The 15,248-nt window shown below is 53.6% G+C and carries 11 protein-coding genes; 4 read left to right on the top strand and 7 right to left on the bottom strand.

The window, feature by feature from the left end; all coding sequences use genetic code 11:
* Window positions 1-21 precede the first annotated feature (21 nt).
* Window positions 22-795 (top strand): 5'/3'-nucleotidase SurE, encoded by a 774-nt coding sequence (surE, locus tag BD749_RS14840; RefSeq protein WP_101445776.1) that lies wholly within the window; start codon window positions 22-24, stop codon window positions 793-795.
* Window positions 796-1,005: 210 nt separating this feature from the next.
* On the opposite strand, the gene BD749_RS14835 is transcribed toward surE, so the two are convergent.
* From BD749_RS14835 to BD749_RS14810, 6 genes are all read right to left on the bottom strand, one after another.
* Window positions 1,006-2,268 carry a TonB family protein gene (locus tag BD749_RS14835; protein ID WP_101445772.1) on the bottom strand — a complete coding sequence of 421 codons (1,263 nt, stop codon included), beginning with the start codon at window positions 2,266-2,268 and terminating at the stop codon, window positions 1,006-1,008.
* 102 nt (window positions 2,269-2,370) lie between these two features.
* Window positions 2,371-3,801 (bottom strand): M56 family metallopeptidase, encoded by a 1,431-nt coding sequence (locus BD749_RS14830; RefSeq protein ID WP_101445770.1) that lies wholly within the window; start codon window positions 3,799-3,801, stop codon window positions 2,371-2,373.
* Entirely contained in the window at window positions 3,785-4,177 is a 393-nt protein-coding gene (locus BD749_RS14825; protein ID WP_101445765.1) for a BlaI/MecI/CopY family transcriptional regulator, read from the bottom strand. The genes BD749_RS14830 and BD749_RS14825 overlap by 17 nt, the downstream gene beginning before the upstream one ends.
* 141 nt (window positions 4,178-4,318) lie before the next feature.
* Entirely contained in the window at window positions 4,319-5,707 is a 1,389-nt protein-coding gene (locus tag BD749_RS14820; RefSeq protein ID WP_101445761.1) for a RagB/SusD family nutrient uptake outer membrane protein, read from the bottom strand.
* Between the two features lie 20 nt (window positions 5,708-5,727).
* Window positions 5,728-8,805: a SusC/RagA family TonB-linked outer membrane protein gene (locus tag BD749_RS14815; RefSeq protein ID WP_101445759.1), complete on the bottom strand. Its 3,078-nt coding sequence runs from the start codon at window positions 8,803-8,805 to the stop codon at window positions 5,728-5,730.
* Between the two features lie 235 nt (window positions 8,806-9,040).
* Complete coding sequence (locus BD749_RS14810; RefSeq protein WP_101445757.1) at window positions 9,041-9,664, bottom strand: histidine phosphatase family protein; 624 nt, start codon at window positions 9,662-9,664, stop codon at window positions 9,041-9,043.
* Between the two features lie 329 nt (window positions 9,665-9,993).
* Between BD749_RS14810 and BD749_RS14805 the strand changes: the two genes are divergently transcribed.
* The 3 genes from BD749_RS14805 to BD749_RS14795 all read left to right on the top strand — a co-directional run bounded on the left by BD749_RS14805 (window position 9,994) and on the right by BD749_RS14795 (window position 12,902).
* Complete coding sequence (locus BD749_RS14805; protein ID WP_245869257.1) at window positions 9,994-11,103, top strand: glycosyltransferase; 1,110 nt, start codon at window positions 9,994-9,996, stop codon at window positions 11,101-11,103.
* Between the two features lie 41 nt (window positions 11,104-11,144).
* On the top strand, window positions 11,145-12,239 hold the full coding sequence (locus BD749_RS14800) for a CgeB family protein (RefSeq protein ID WP_101445752.1): 1,095 nt from the start codon (window positions 11,145-11,147) through the stop codon (window positions 12,237-12,239).
* A gap of 105 nt (window positions 12,240-12,344) precedes the next feature.
* Window positions 12,345-12,902 carry an NUDIX hydrolase gene (locus BD749_RS14795; protein WP_101445749.1) on the top strand — a complete coding sequence of 186 codons (558 nt, stop codon included), beginning with the start codon at window positions 12,345-12,347 and terminating at the stop codon, window positions 12,900-12,902.
* Here BD749_RS14795 and hisC read toward each other — a convergent pair.
* A complete protein-coding gene (gene hisC / locus BD749_RS14790; protein WP_245869252.1) occupies window positions 12,899-15,052 on the bottom strand; it encodes a histidinol-phosphate transaminase in 2,154 nt (717 codons plus the stop codon). The two genes, BD749_RS14795 and hisC, sit on opposite strands and share 4 nt — an antisense overlap.
* Window positions 15,053-15,248: the final 196 nt, after the last annotated feature.

The raw sequence follows: 15,248 nt of genomic DNA, 5'->3' as shown, positions 1-15,248 counted from the left end.
ACATCAACTTAAAATAACAAAATGGCTTTACCATTGATACTGGTTTCGAACGACGACGGCATTACAGCGCCAGGTATACGTACGCTGGTGCGCGTGGCCCAAAAGGTAGGAGAAGTAGTGGTTGTGGCACCCGATGGGCCGCAGTCAGGTATGGGACACGCGATTACGATTGGTAACACGCTGCGCCTCGACCGCTCCATTGCTTTCGACGATTTAGGTATAGAGGCCTACGAGTGCTCCGGCACCCCGGCCGATTGCGTGAAGCTGGCCAAGTTTCATGTGCTGAAAGACCGCAAGCCCGACCTGGTGGTAAGCGGCATCAACCATGGCTCTAACTCCAGCATCAGCGTGCTCTACTCCGGCACCATGTCTGCGGCTATTGAGGCGGCCATCGAAGGGCTTCCTGCCATCGGGTTTTCCCTCTGCGACTACGGGCACGAGGCTGATTTTTCGCATACCGAGGAGTTTGTAGAACTGATCATCCGGCAGGCGCTGGAGCATGGTATACCTGAAAACACGGCGCTGAACGTGAACCTGCCTAAGAAAAGCAGCGAGCCGATTCAAGGCGTGAAGATATGCCGTCAGGCCCATGCCAAGTGGCAGGAGGAGTTCGACGAGCGACTGGACCCGCGCAACCGCCGCTATTTCTGGCTCACGGGCAGCTTTGTGAACCATGACAGGGGAGAGGACACCGACGAGTGGGCGCTGTTGAATAACTACGTGTCGGTGGTGCCCTGCCAGTTCGATATGACCGCCTATCACGCCATGTCGACGCTCAACGAGTGGGATTTGTAAGGTATAGCTTAGGTATAGCGTTTAAGAGAAAGCCACCAGGATGCTGCATCCTGGTGGCTTTCTTGTTACTTAACTTTGATTTTCAGTTTCCGCGCCTCTGCCTTTTTATTCACGACCACTACCTCATAACTTCCTTTGAGCAAGGCAAGTAGTGGGGCTGTGCTTTGCTCCGTTACTGCTTAAATTAGTCGGCTGTAGCGTTTGAATAGCTTATTTACGCTTTGTCACCACCACATCGGCGCTTTTCAGGTCTTCGGCTGAGGGCTTTTTGGCGCTTCCCTCGATCACGAACAGGATTTTAACCGTTTGCGATACAGCCACCGCTTGACCGTCTACCTTGCCTGGGTTCCATTTCCCGTTTGTGCTGCGGAAAGCGGTCGACAGCATGTCGTGTAATTCTTTGCCGATGCTGGTCGGAATCATGGTCATGACGTCGCCGTTCTCTTTAACCATGTACGTCAAACCTATTATACCTTCGTAGTCAGCTCCAGCTGGGTAGCGCAGGTTTTTGGCGAGGTAGCGTTCTAAAGAACCATCCTTTAAAGTTGGCTTTACATCCACCTCTTCGGCTTTGTAGAAATTCTTGGTATACTTTGTCATGCTCGGTGTGCCCATTTTTTCGCTACCCTGGCCCGATTCCGAGCTCAGGAACTGCACAGGCAGTACCACCTCGGCACCGGTTGGCTGGCCGCTCTTTAGGGCCGGCTCCCACTGGCCAGACGTAGCCTTAACTGCCGCCATTGCCGATTCGGAAAGTTTGGCCAAAATGGTTTTATTCTGCAGCTGAAACGTGGAAGCGTCCATGTAATCGAGTTCGGAGCCGGGGCCAACCGTTTTCTTCAGTTTGGTGCCTTCCAGCCGCACGTTGCTTACCTGGCCTGCTTTGTCTACATAGAACTTCACTACCACACGGGCATTCAGGTTCTCCTTTTTGGCTTCTGCTGGTAGGGCGAGGTGGGCCTTCATGGTTTGCTGCATAGCCCCCTCGTCTCCCTTAAAGGCAGGCATGCGGTTGGCTACATCGGCTGATGCGGCTCGGTCGGCTTCGGTGAGCGCAAAGCGCACCGGCAAGGTATAGCGCACCCGCACTACCTCACCCTTTTGCCTGCCTGGCAGCCAATGGCCGTTCATCAGTTTCACGACCCGCTGTGTTTCCTCGTCGGTACCGTGCCCCAGCGACTTCAGGATCTTCACTTCGTTTATACTGCCGTCGGTCTCCACTACAAAGCTGGCCACCACCAAGCCTTCCACGCCATTGCTCCTGGCAGCGGCCGGATACTGGATGTTGGTGCCCAGGAATTTCATCATCCCGGCCTCGCCGCCCTTAAACTCAGGCATCTGCTCTACATAGGCGTAAGGCTCCTTATTTGTTTTTGTGCTTTGCGCTACGGCCTCCGGCTGCATGCCGAAGCTGAGGGAAAGGGCCAGCAGGGGAGCGGCCAGCCAGGCTTTGTGTGTGTTTTTGTTTTTCATGAGATGTAAGTTTTAAGGTTCTGTTTTAGAAAAGAAAAGGCAATAGTCGTCCTGTCCCGGTTTTTAGACCGGGCAAATCAGGTATAGAAAGGCTATAAGCTATTACTTTATCGAGAAGCGAACCGGCAAGGTATAGCGGACCGGTACAGTTCTCCCATTCTGGCTGCCCGGCGTCCACTGGCCATTCATTTTCTCCACTACACGCAGGGCTTCCTTGTCAAGCGACTCGTGCAGCGACTTTACGATGGCGATGTCCTGCAACTGCCCTTCTTTGTCTACTACAAAGCTCAGCACAACCAGCCCCTCAGTGCCGGCCTCCTGCGCATCTTTCGGGTAGCGGATGTTGCGCCCCATAAACTTCATCATCTCCGCTTCGCCACCCTTGAACTCGGGCATATTCTCTACATAGGTATAGGGCTTCTCATCAGCAGGTTCTTCGTTTAAAGGAGCAGACTTAGCGGCAGGCTCCACCATTTTGATGTCTTTCTTCACCACAGGGGCTGTTTCTTTGGCTGGCGCTGCTAGGGGCTCCTGGCTTATACCTGGGCGCTCCTGCTCCCTCACTGGTATACCTGCTTTTCGGGCCGGGGCTGTGATCAGGATTTCCTTCAGCGATGCCGGCTCCTCGACAAAAGCTGACACGTCGGCGCTTACGGTATTGGCGGAGAAAGTTACAAGCAACAAGAGGATAACCGGCAGTGCCAGCAACAGGCGCATTTTGCTGGTTGGCTGGCCATGCAGTTGCAGCATGCGCAGCCGGCGGAACACCTGCGGTTTCTGGAAATAACTCCCCACCGGAATGCCGGCCATAAAAAGCGCCTCCTTGGCCAATAGCGAGCTGTATTCCTGCGGCTGGCAGTTGGCCAGCACCTCGGCATCTGCCTGAAACTCGTGTACGTTGCGCAGCTCTTCTTTCATCAGCCACACCAACGGGTTAAACCACAGCACCGCCGTCAACACCTCATAATAAAGCACGTCGTAGGTATGGCGCAGGCGCACGTGGGCTATTTCATGCGATAGGATCTGCTGCTGTTCCTGTGGGGACAGGTGCCGCATGTCTCCCAAAAACACGTAGTGCAGAAAGGCGAAAGAAGGTGCCTGTCCTTCGGTCTGGAGCACGGTTGCTGCGGAATCTGGCGCGGGCAGGGGGCTGGCGGCGGAGGCCAGCGACCGGATCCGAGCCACTTGTATACCTAGTCGGACGAGCAAAACCAGACCCACGGCACCGTAAAGCAGAAGCAGCATTTCACGGAGGCTGAGTAAAGGTGCAGCTTCTGCACTGGAAGGCCCGAAAGCAGTTACCTGCACTTCCTGCAGTTGGATGGCCGGTATCACATTAGGTGTGGGAAGCACCGTCTGGAAGGGTAGCGGCAGCTCCAGCAGCGGAATGATGAGGGCCACTAGAGGAGCCAGCAGCAGGTATAGCCTGTTGTAGAGCAGGCCGGGCTGGTTGTGCAGCACGACTCTGTAAAACACATAGAGCACCAGCAGCACCAGGGCCGATTGCAGGAGGTAATTAACCGTTGTTTCCATCTTGTTGGTCCTCTTCTTTCAGGTCGTTTTTTACATGGCGCATCAATTGGTCGAGCTCTTTCACATCCAGGTTGTTGTCCTTGGCGAAGAACGAAACGAGCTTTTCGAAGGAACCCCCGAAATAGCCGCTCATAAAGTTTTTCAGAAAGAAGCTCTTATACTTGTCCTCAGCCACGAGCGGGAAATACTCATGCGACTTGCCAAAGGCGGTATACCCGACAAAGCCTTTCTTCTCCAGAATACGCACGATGGTGGACACGGTGTTGTAGGCTGGTTTGGGCTCGGGCATCTCTTCCAGGATATCTTTCACAAATCCCTTTTCCAGTTTCCAGAGGATCTGCATGATCTCTTCTTCGGCTTTGGTGAGTTCTTTCATAAGGTGCTTTTCGCTATGTTAGGATAAACATATAACTAATTACTTAGTTTTCAAACTAATTGTTTAGTTTTTGTGCGATTTAAAATAAAAAAGCTCTCCACAGGGAGAGCTTTTTTATTTTATTTGATTGAATATCAGGTGTTAATAACCCTCGTTCTTGTCCAGGTTAGGGTTGCGCTCAATCTGCTGCAGCGGTATAGGCCACAGGTTGCGGAAGGCCTGCGCATCGCAGAAGCCCAGCACGCTACAGGTCTGGTTGTAGCGGCGCAGGTCAATAAAGCGAAGGCCTTCACCTACGAACTCCAAACGACGCTGACGCAGGATCTCATCCAGAGCGGCTCTGTTTGTCAGGGCCAGCAGTCGTGGCAGGCCTGCTCTGCTTCTGATCGCGTTGATATCGGCAAGTACCGTTGGCAGCACTGGCAGAATGTTATCGCCCCCGTTGGCAGTTTGCCTTACAGCAGCTTCTGCTCTGATCAGGTACATCTCTGCCAGGCGGATCACGATCACGTTGTCCGCATTGTTCACAGCATCCTCGTACTTCAGCAGTCTGCGGCGGTTGGCAGATCCTTCAACACGCACAGTTGCCTGGAAGCGGGTATCGCCATTAGCCGCCGATGCCTGCAGCGCCTCATAAGTGCCTTGGCGTACATAAAACTTCTGGCCGGGCGTGTTCGGGTTGGTGGCAGAGCCCAAGCTGTTCTGATCGTTTGTAGTAAAGTCGACCTCGAAGATAGACTCACGGTTGCCGCTTCCCTCAGTCGTGAATATGCTGGCAAACGTAGGCATCAGTTCAAAGGCTCCGCTCTCGATCACCTGGCTGGCTTTGGCCTGCGCCTGGGCGTAGTTGCCGTTTTGCAGGTATACGCGGGCCAGCAGGGCAGACGCAGCCAAACCGGATGCGCGGCGTGGGTCTGAGCTTTCGGTCGTACCCAGCATGTTCTCCGCATTGGTCAGGTCGCTGATGATCGAATTGTAGACGTCCTGCTCAGAAGAGCGTGGCAAAAACTGGATATCTGGCAGGCCGGTAGTAGCATTAAGTTCAAGCGGCACGCCGCCAAACACCTTTACCAGGTCAAAGTAAGCCAGGCCTCTCAGGAAATACATTTCTCCCTGAATGGCATCGCGCTGCTCCGCTGTAATCGTACCGGCAGTGAACAAACGTTCTGCCTGCGTGATAACCGTATTCGCACGGTTGATCACCACATAGATCGCGCTCCAGGTATTGTTTATTTGCAGGTTAGAAGCTGTAAAGTTGCGGTTTGTCGCTTCACGGTCGGTTGTAAAAGTACCGATGAACTCCATGTTGTCGGAGTATACCTCGTTGTAGAAGGCGTAGCGGTAACCATAGTAGTCTGAAGATTGTACGGCACTGTAAGCACCAAGTGCAGCCTTGTCCAACGAATTGAAATCTGTTACGGCAATATCCGCCTCCACTTGCGTGGTCGGTGCCACTTCCAGTCTTTCTTCGCAGCCGGTCATCACGCTCAAACCAAGTGCTGCGGCCAATATGTATGAATATTTTTTCATCTTGATAATCGGTTTAATGATTAAAATCCAACATTAACACCAAATGTAATGGTACGGCTCTGTGGCACTGTGTAGAAGTCTACACCCAATGTGGTGTTGCTGGTACCTGCAAAGTTCACTTCCGGGTCGAAGCCTGGGTAATCTGTGAACGTAACCAGGTTCTGGGCCTGCGCATACACGCGGAGGGTTCTCATTTTCAGACGCTCACTTACTGATGTTGGCAGGGTATAGCCAAGTACCATGTTTTTGAGGCGCATGTACGAACCGTCGTAGATGAAGCGTGAAGAGTTGCTTCTGCCGTTGTAGTTATCATCAAAATAAGTGGCACGCGGCACGTCGGTCACGTCACCTTCCTGGCGCCATCTGCCCAGTACCTCTTCCACCATGTTGTCGTCGTAACGGCCCAGGTGCATTTGGTACTCACGCGATGGCATGGCGATGTCGTTGCCGTAAGAGAACTGGAAGAACACGTTCAGGTCGAAGCCTTTGTAACGGAATGTGTTTGTGAAACCACCAATAAAGTCTGGCTGTGCGTTACCGATTACGGTGAAGTCGTCGTCTGTGATGATACCGTCGTCGTTGAGGTCGCGGTAGTTCACGTCGCCGGCCAGTGTGCCGTTAAACTCTGTTTTAGAGGCAGGCACTTCGTCTTGTCTGCTGTAGATACCGTCAGAGATCAGGCCGTAGAACGTACCGATCGGGTAGCCTTCGCGCAGCACCAGTGAGTTACCACCGAAACCGTAGAAAATGTCCTGTCCTTCGTAAAGCGACGTTACCTTGTTGCGGTTACGGGCAATGTTGAAGTCAGTAGTCCAGTTAAAACCGTTGCCCGGGTTAGAGATGTTCACGGTGTTCAGGGCAATTTCAAAGCCTTTGTTCTCGGTAGAGCCTACGTTAAACTGCACGCTTGAGAAACCGCTCTGAGTAGGCACAGGGCGTGCAAACAGCAGGTCGTCGGTCTTTTTCACATAGTAGTCGAAGGCCAGGTTAACACGGCCGTTCAGGAAGCCGATGTCGGTACCCACGTTAAACTGCTTCGTCGTTTCCCACTTCAGGTCCGGGTTAGCCAACTGCGACTGTGCCAGACCCGACAGGTCGAGGTAGTTGCTGCCGCCTGTGTAAAGGGCCAGGTATCGGAAGTCGCCGATCTCCTGGTTACCCGTTACACCGTAAGAGGCGCGCAGTTTCAGTTCGCTCATGAAGTCAAGGCCAGACATAAAGTCTTCCTCGATCAGTCTCCAGCCAGCAGAAACAGATGGGAAGTAACCATAGCGGTTGTTCTCACCGAAGCGTGATGAACCGTCAGCACGGAAGTTTACACCCAACAGGTATCTGTCTCTGAAGGAGTAGTTAACACGACCGAAGAATGAAACCAGTGAAGACTCAATTTCAGAGTTTGTACCTGCATTCACGCGGGCAGCACTGGATACGTAGCGGAAACGCTCACTGGCAAAGCCCTCGCCCGTTACGCTGGCGCTGCGGATCTGGTTGTCCTCGTTGCTGGTACCAATCACACTAGACAGGCTGTGTATTTCATTGAAAGTCTTGTTGTAAGCCAAAGTTGCTTCCAACAGGCGCTTGGTAACAGTTGTGGTAGCGTTCACAGCCTGACCATCCTGCTCCAGGTATGTAGCACCCTCAAAATTTGCAGCGCTGTAGCGGCGTTCTTCCACGTTCAGCACGTCCACGCCACCCTTCACCTGCAGGTCAAGGCCTGGTACAATTGCGTATTTGGCAAAGGCGTTACCCACGGCACGCAGGTTGCGTGTTTCGTTGTCGTTCTCCAGGCCTTCTGCTACCGGGTTGGTATAGTAGAAGTTAGGATAAGAATACGTTCTGGTAGCCGGATCGGTGAAAACAGGCCACAGCGGAGAGGCTGCCAGTGCATTGGCAAACGGGCTGGTAATGGAGTTGTCGCTGATGATACGGTCGCTGTCGGAGCGGCTGAGCTGTATGCTGGTGCCCAGCGAGAATTTGTCGTTTGCCTGGTGGTCCAGGTTCAGACGTGTAGAGTAGCGCTGGTAACGGCTACCGATTACCACGCCCTTCTGGTCGAAGTAGTTGCCGGATACATAGTAGCGAGTTTTCGGATCGCCACCGCTCAACGAGATTTCGTAGTTGGAGATGCCTGCCGAGCGGGAAATCTCGTCTACCCAATCCGTGTCTGTCAGTGGGAAACCGAGATCACCACCATAGTACCACTCAAAGAACTCTTCTTTATTATAATCTTCCAGTGGAAAACCATCGTTCACGAAAGCTTCTTTCATGATTTCGAAATACTGATCCGCATTCAAAAGCTTCGGCTTTTTCCAGTAGTTCTGTGTGCCGGCGTACATGTTGAAGTTCACCTGCGTCTGGCGGGCAGAGCCACGCTTGGTAGTGATCAGTACAACACCGTTGGCCGCGCGCGAACCGTAGATGGCGGCGGCAGAAGCGTCTTTCAGGATGTCGATCGACTCAATGTCGTTCGGGTTAATGTCGGTCACAGCGTTAACAGACTGACCACCAAAGCCCAACTGAGAGAAGTCGCCTGTTGTTAGCGGCACGCCGTCTACCACGTAAAGTGGCTGGTTGCTGGCAGAAATAGAGGTTGCACCACGCACACGCACGGTAATACCACCGCCAGGGGTACCGGAGTTCTGTGAGATCTGCACACCGGCAGCGCGTCCCTGAAGCGCCTGGTCAACACCAACCACCGGCAGGTTCTGGATGTCTTCTGATTTTACTTTGGCAGTGGCACCGGTTACTTCGCGACGCTCCTGCGTACCGTAACCCACTACCACTACTTCGCTCAGCTGGCGTTCGTCGGCAGCAAGCTGCACATCTACGGTAGAGCGTCCGTTTACGGGTACTTCCTGGCGCTGCATGCCGATAAAGCTAAACACCAGGGTAGCGTTGGGCTGCACGGTTAAGGTATATTCGCCGTTGATGCCTGTGGTGACACCATTGGATGTGCCCCGTTCCAGCACGGTAACACCTGGTAGCGCGGAGCCATCATTGGCTGCGGTCACTCTACCGGATACAGTTTGAGTCTGAGCCCAGACACTCCCTACAAGCGCCAGGACTAAAAAGAAGCTCAAGAGTATACTCTTCTTCATAGTAGTTAAGTTTGATAAAAAATTGATTTAGGTAATACAGTCAGTTCAGCCGCTAAATCGAAAAAAATGAAAGAGCGCCTTTACTAATTTCGCAAATTTAAACAAGAAGTCCCTAGATATTCTTTTAAAATATGGGATTTATTATAATTAGTAACCGAAGTGAGGTATAAAGTGTTATGTACGTGTGGCTTAGTTTTCTTCAAACTTGTTCTTGCCCTTTTGCCCGCCTGTAGCCTCATCCTTTCTTTTCCAGCATCGTCACGCTCAAAAAGCCGCTTCCCTCGTGTAGGATCGATTTCCAACCCATGTCCTGCAGGTACCAGCGTAAAAAGTTGTTGAGCAGGCCATGCGCTACCAAAACCACAGGTGGGTTCTGCGTTGCCTGCTCTGCCAAAAAGGAAGCCGCTTCCCGCGCCCGTTGCTTCGCCTGCCGGAACGATTCAATTCCCTTGCTGTTCAGGCCCATCATCCAGAGGACCCGGGCACTCACCAGCCAGAGCCGGATGGGAAGCCGTAGCAGGGGCAGTGAGAAAATCCGCCGCTCAAACTCCCGGAACTCGTGCCGCACAATCAACTCTACCTTCTCGCCGAATATCTGGCGGGCAGTGAGTTGCGACCTCACCAGCGTGCTGCAGTATACCTGTTTCACCTCCTGGTAGGGGATGGACTCGTGCTCCATGACAAACTGCTCTACTTCCGCTGCATCGTAGTCGCTGATGTACCCCTGTGCCGCTGCCTTGTTAAAGTAACCCTTTTTGGGCACCATGGGCCTTGCATGGCGGATCAGGAAGATACGTGCTTTTGTATGGCTGGTTTCGGCTAATCCTTTCAAGGCAGAGGGCGCGTGATTCACAGACATGTTATACGCAAGGAGCAAGCCTACGATGCCTGTTCACCGGTATCAGAAGCAGAATAATGCACGGATCTGTATGAATAAAAAGAGTATAGGATGTAGGAAGGATAAAAAAACATAAAAAAGCGGCCTTCACACTAACGGAATAGGGCTTGCACGCGTAATAGAATGCACTGTCGGTAAAGGCCGGCAGGTCAGTCATTGGCCCATCCTGTAACCTGACTGGCACACTTACCCATTTTGTACCTGTCTCCCCATGCCTTTCCGCACCTTGATGGAGATGGTGTACTGACCCGAATCAAAACATGATGTCATATATATCTACAGAACAGATAATGAAAACACCTCATCATCCATCGACAATCCTGATGACTGCCGATACGGTTGGCAGCGTATGGACTTATGCACTGGAGCTAACAAGAGCCGTAGCAGCACACGGCACCAACGTAGCGCTGGCTACTATGGGAGAGCCCTTAACCGATGAACAGCGCGCAGAGGCTGAAAGCATTCCGAACCTCGCGGTATACGAGAGCGAGTATAAACTCGAGTGGATGGACAAGCCCTGGGAGGATGTAGCAAAGGCCGGCGAATGGCTGCTGCAGCTGCGCGATCAGGTGCAACCCGACCTGATCCACCTCAACCACATGAGCTTCGGGAGCCTGGACTGGGGCAAGCCCGTACTGGCTGTTATACATTCGTGCGTGCTGTCTTGGTGGCGAGCCGTGAAGCAGGAAGAGGCCCCAAAGAAATGGAGCAGGTATAGCGAAATGGTGCGTCAGGGACTCCAGGCTGCCGATATAGTGGTGGCCCCGACACAGGCCATGATGCACCAGGCTGAGGAACTTTATGGGCCGTTCAAACAAAGCGCAGTGGTGTACAACGGCCGCAGACAGCAGTACTTCCAGTTCGGCCGCAAAGAGCCTTTTGTTTTCAGCCTGGGCAGGGTATGGGACGAGGCCAAGAACATCTCGATGCTGGCGCACATTGCCTCCGACCTGCAGTGGCCGGTGTACATAGCCGGCGAAGGCAAGCACCCGGAAACAGGGGAGGCCATGGAGCTGGAAAACGTGTTCTTTCTGGGCCATCTTACAAACAAAGAAGTGACGGATTGGTTGTCGAGAGCCTCTATCTATGCACTGCCAGCCAAGTATGAGCCATTCGGTTTAACGGTGCTGGAGGCGGCTATGTCGGGTTGTGCACTGGTAGTTGGCAAAACCGAGAGCATGGCCGAGGTATGGGGCAACGCCGCCAAGTACGTAGACCCGGCCAGTGCAGATGAACTGCGCGATACGATCGAGGATTTGATAAATGACGAGTTTTGCCGAAACATCATGGCTTGCCGCTCGGTGAAGCGCTCGCATGGCTATACCGCCGACCAGATGGCCCAGGATTACAATTACCTGTACGGACAGTTGGTCGAGGCACCGATTCCGGTCTCAAAATGAAAATCTAGCTTATCTTTACCCAAAAATTGTCAGACCACGACATGAACATTGTTATACTTGGCCTTTCGATCACTACCTCATGGGGCAACGGCCATGCCACCACTTACCGTAACCTGGTACGGGCGCTGCATGCCAATGCACACCATATCCTGTTCCTGGAGAGAGAGTTAACACATCGCACCGCGCCAGATCTGGGGGAGCCGGATTTTTGCCAGCTTGGCACTTACGCTTCGATGGAGCAATTGCAGCAGTATACGGAACAGGTGCGCGAGGCCGATATGGTGATCGTGGGTTCCAGTCTTACGGAAGGCAGCGCCATAGGCAAGTGGGTGATCGAGACAGCAAAGGGCATCAAGGCCTTTTACGATCTGGATGCTCCTGCCACCCTGACCGAATTGGAAGGGCAGGGGCCCGCATACCTGCAGGCAGGCCTGATTCCTGCCTTCGACCTATACCTGTCCTGCACAGGTGGCCCGGCATTGGAATTGTTTGAGCAGAAGTATGGTGCCCGCATGGCGCGGCCCCTTTATTTTTCGGTTGACCCGGCATTGTACCACCACGAGTACCGCGAGATAAAATGGGACCTGGGCTACCTGGGCGCTTACTCCGAAGATCGCCAGTCCACGCTGCAAAAACTGATGGTGGATGCCGCAGCACAGTGGCCTGCCGGGCGTTTTGCGGTGGCCGGCACGAAGTACCCGGAGGACATGGGCTGGCCAGGCAACATTACCATGCTCCACCACCTCACACCAGTCGAGCACCGCGATTTCTTTAACAGCCAGCGCTTTGCCCTGAGCATAGCCCGCGCTGGCACCAGCCGGTTTGGCTATACCCCAAGCATGCGACTATTTGAAGCCGCGGCCTGCTGCACTCCTGTTATTTCGGACTACTGGGAAGGTATAGAAACGCTTTTTGAGCCTGAGTCTGAGATCCTGATCACTAAAAGCGCTACTGAAACGCTGCGCTACCTACGCGAGATCTGCACCTCGGAGCGCAAAGCCATTGGCACACGTGCCCGCCGCAACGTGATGGCCCACCATACAGCCGCGCATCGAGCACACGAACTGGAGACGTATGTGGGAGAACTCATGACCCTCGGCACCACGAACGAAGAAAGGCTGGAGACAGTCAGCTGATTTATACCTGTTTAACTGAGAACAGCCATACCTGCATGCAGCAGGTATGGCTGTTCTTTGTGTAATAAGAGGAGCCTAAGGCCCTGCCAGATTAACGAACAAACCATGACAAAAAAAGGAATAGAACGCTGGAAAACGCTCAAGTCGCAGGTGGTGTTCGACCACAAGTGGTATACCTTGAGACGCGACCATGTGGAGTTGCCCAACGGCCACCAGATGGACGACTATTTTGTGAGCGTGCGGCCTGATGTGGTACTGACCTTCCCGATCACCGATGACGGACATGTACTCTTCGTGCGGCAGTACAAACACGCCGCCAGCGATATTTTCATCGAATTACCGGGTGGTGTGATCGATGCCCATGAAACCGATCCTAGGGAAGCAGCCCGCCGCGAACTGCTTGAAGAAACCGGCTATACCTCTGACGAGTTGGAACTGCTCCTGGAAGTGATTGACAATCCGACGAAAGACACGAACAAGATCTACTTTTTCCTGATGCGCAACGCGCGCGAAGTAGCTGCACAGAACCTGGACGAAAGTGAGTACATTGAGGTGCTGAAAGTGCCCCTGCAGGAAGTGGCGCAAATGGCGCTCAGCGGACAGATACACGTGTCAGGTTCGGTGGCGCTATGCCTGCTGGCGCTCCGCAAGTTGGGGCTTTAGTCTGCTACCTGCCAGGCGGTGGCCGCAATGATGTTAGTGCCTTTCCAGTGCAGGGTATAGCCTGCCGTGTGTGCAGCGAGACTGAACTGCGGGTGCAGATCCAACTCTTGTTTGATCTGGGCGGCAGTTACCTGGCATGGGGCAGGCTTAAAGCCATTGCGTAAAAGGCGGTGTTGCCAGGCATCCTGCCGTTCGTGGCGCTCCACCCGGTCAATTCCTTCAAAGGCCACTACATTGAGGATCTCCCTTCCAAAAAACTCCTGCTCGATAACACGGCGCTCCGGCATGTCGGCTGGCAGCAGTGTGTCCAGCACATCAAACACGGTATGGTAATGGCGCAGCGACTCGCGCAGGCGCGGCAGAAACTCGAGGCGGTTGTGCTCTGAATCAGGTTCGGTGAGGGTGATGAGTTGCGGTCGAAGTGCGCGGATCTGTTGCAGCACCCGGTCGCGCTGGTCAGGTATAGCCACCAGTTCATCGGCCAGGTGGTGCAACGTAAGCGCCGCATTCACAACCAAGGTATAGCATGAGTCGATCTCCAGTGTTTGCAGATCGAAGTCTTCGAGGCGGGTGGCCACGTAGGTATAGCTGAAGTCCAGGCCCAGACGAGCAGCATGTGCTGCCAGTCGTTCGCCTGTTGCCCGAAGCTTGTAAGCGGGGTCAGCGTTGCTGCTGTCCGGAATATCGATGCCGGTAAGGTGGAATTTTGGGCGCTCACCCGGCAGAGAGGCCACCAAATCCATAAAATGGAACCACTGCAAGCCGCTGCCTATACCCAGGTCGAGCAGGTATACGGCAGGCTTTCCGGCCATGGCGGAGAGGATGGAGTGGTTGGCGAAACGGTGCCCGAAAGTAACGAGTGGGGTAGCCGTCACCAGTACATTGAAGGCCGCAATCATGTCCATTTCACCGAAATTAGTCGCATACAAATTGCCTGCGGCTGCCTGCTTGTCCTGCTGGCTACGCAAAATAAGCGCCCGCGCAAACGCCTGTGCGATACGACCATCCGCATTCGGCTGCTCGGCCGCCTGATGCAGCAAGGTATGCAGCTGGGCAGCGGCTTCTTCAGGCTCTTCCTGCAATTGGTGGCCAAGGTCAAGCACCTTTGCCAGCAGTGGTTGATCGGCGTAAACGCGGGAGGGATGTAGCAATTCTTGTAACATATGCAGGAGGTATAGCTGATGTTCGTCCGGGCCTATGGTGAGGCGCAGGGTATGCTGATCGGCGCGGCGCACCAGGATGTTGTTTGCCAGCAGGTAGTTGTGGATGTCATCGGCGCTGTAGCCACCGGCATCCAGCAGCAGAAAGTTGCCCTGCGATGGCCAGAACTGAACGCCCATTTTGAGCAGGGCCTTCTCCAGTTTGGCTTTCCCGGTTTGGGTGGCTTCCACGGTCATCTCCAGAAAATGTTCGTCCTCCAGAGCCGCCAGCGCAGCGACCTGGGCCAACTGATTTACATTGTAAGGCTGTTTCACCTCCAGTACCTGCTCGATCAGGTGGCGCTGCGCAACCATGTACCCGATCCGGACAGAGGCCAGCCCATAGGCTTTGGAAAAAGTGCGCAATACCACCAGATTGGGATAACGTGCCAGCATAGCCACTGCATCGGCACAGTCGGTAGCGGTGGCATACTCTATATAAGCCTCATCGACCACTGTGGTAACGTGCGCCGGCAGGCAGTCGAGCACTTCCTCCAACGCGGTGCTGGTGAGGTAGGTGCCAGTCGGGTTGTTTGGGTTGCAGATAAAGCAAAGCCGTGTGGTGGGCCGCAGCTGGCGCCTGAGCGCCTGCACATCAACCTGGTAGCTGCTTGTAAGCGGAATCTCGGTGCAGGAGATCCGAAGCGCCTGCGCCTCATGGCAATACAAGGGGTAAGAGGGTGTAAAGGTCAGCACCTCACTTTCTCTGTCGTGTCCGCAAAACCGACGCACCAGCAGCGAGATCAGTTCTGCTGAGCCGCTTCCAATCACAATCTCATTGGCCTGCACGCCCAGTTTTCCTGCCAAAGCGTGTCGCAGGTCGGCTGCGTCGGGGGTAGGATAGCCATGCACGCTGTTGAGCGCTTGCTGCATGGCAGCCAGTACCTGTGGCGAAGAGCCGAACAGGTTTTCGTTGGTGGCGGCTTGGTAGAGGAGGCGTTTATTTTCCATGAGCAGCAGTTTCGGCGCGGACGATCATTGCAATATAGCAATTCAAAAATGCATATTATATTTTTAATTCAGGTTAATCCTAAAAAAATAATAGCAAAGTGAAATATGGAAAAAGTACAGATAGAGAGAACATAACTAAATGACTGAATATGTTAGTATATACAATTATTGCAAACGTTATTGCACTTTAAACTCA

This window comes from Pontibacter ramchanderi (assembly GCF_002846395.1).
GTDB lineage: Bacteria > Bacteroidota > Bacteroidia > Cytophagales > Hymenobacteraceae > Pontibacter > Pontibacter ramchanderi.
The sequence above is the reverse complement of the archived record's forward strand: the minus strand, read 5'-3'. Positions and strand labels throughout refer to the sequence as shown.

What these genes read in the sequence shown, in the direction of transcription:
- surE (WP_101445776.1), top strand. Translation starts at nt 22, where the DNA reads ATGGCTTTACCATTGATACTGGTTTCGAACGACGACGGCATTACAGCG.
- BD749_RS14835 (WP_101445772.1), bottom strand. Translation starts at nt 2,268, where the DNA reads ATGAAAAACAAAAACACACACAAAGCCTGGCTGGCCGCTCCCCTGCTG.
- BD749_RS14830 (WP_101445770.1), bottom strand. Translation starts at nt 3,801, where the DNA reads ATGGAAACAACGGTTAATTACCTCCTGCAATCGGCCCTGGTGCTGCTG.
- BD749_RS14825 (WP_101445765.1), bottom strand. Translation starts at nt 4,177, where the DNA reads ATGAAAGAACTCACCAAAGCCGAAGAAGAGATCATGCAGATCCTCTGG.
- BD749_RS14820 (WP_101445761.1), bottom strand. Translation starts at nt 5,707, where the DNA reads ATGAAAAAATATTCATACATATTGGCCGCAGCACTTGGTTTGAGCGTG.
- BD749_RS14815 (WP_101445759.1), bottom strand. Translation starts at nt 8,805, where the DNA reads ATGAAGAAGAGTATACTCTTGAGCTTCTTTTTAGTCCTGGCGCTTGTA.
- BD749_RS14810 (WP_101445757.1), bottom strand. Translation starts at nt 9,664, where the DNA reads ATGTCTGTGAATCACGCGCCCTCTGCCTTGAAAGGATTAGCCGAAACC.
- BD749_RS14805 (WP_245869257.1), top strand. Translation starts at nt 9,994, where the DNA reads ATGAAAACACCTCATCATCCATCGACAATCCTGATGACTGCCGATACG.
- BD749_RS14800 (WP_101445752.1), top strand. Translation starts at nt 11,145, where the DNA reads ATGAACATTGTTATACTTGGCCTTTCGATCACTACCTCATGGGGCAAC.
- BD749_RS14795 (WP_101445749.1), top strand. Translation starts at nt 12,345, where the DNA reads ATGACAAAAAAAGGAATAGAACGCTGGAAAACGCTCAAGTCGCAGGTG.
- hisC (WP_245869252.1), bottom strand. Translation starts at nt 15,052, where the DNA reads ATGGAAAATAAACGCCTCCTCTACCAAGCCGCCACCAACGAAAACCTG.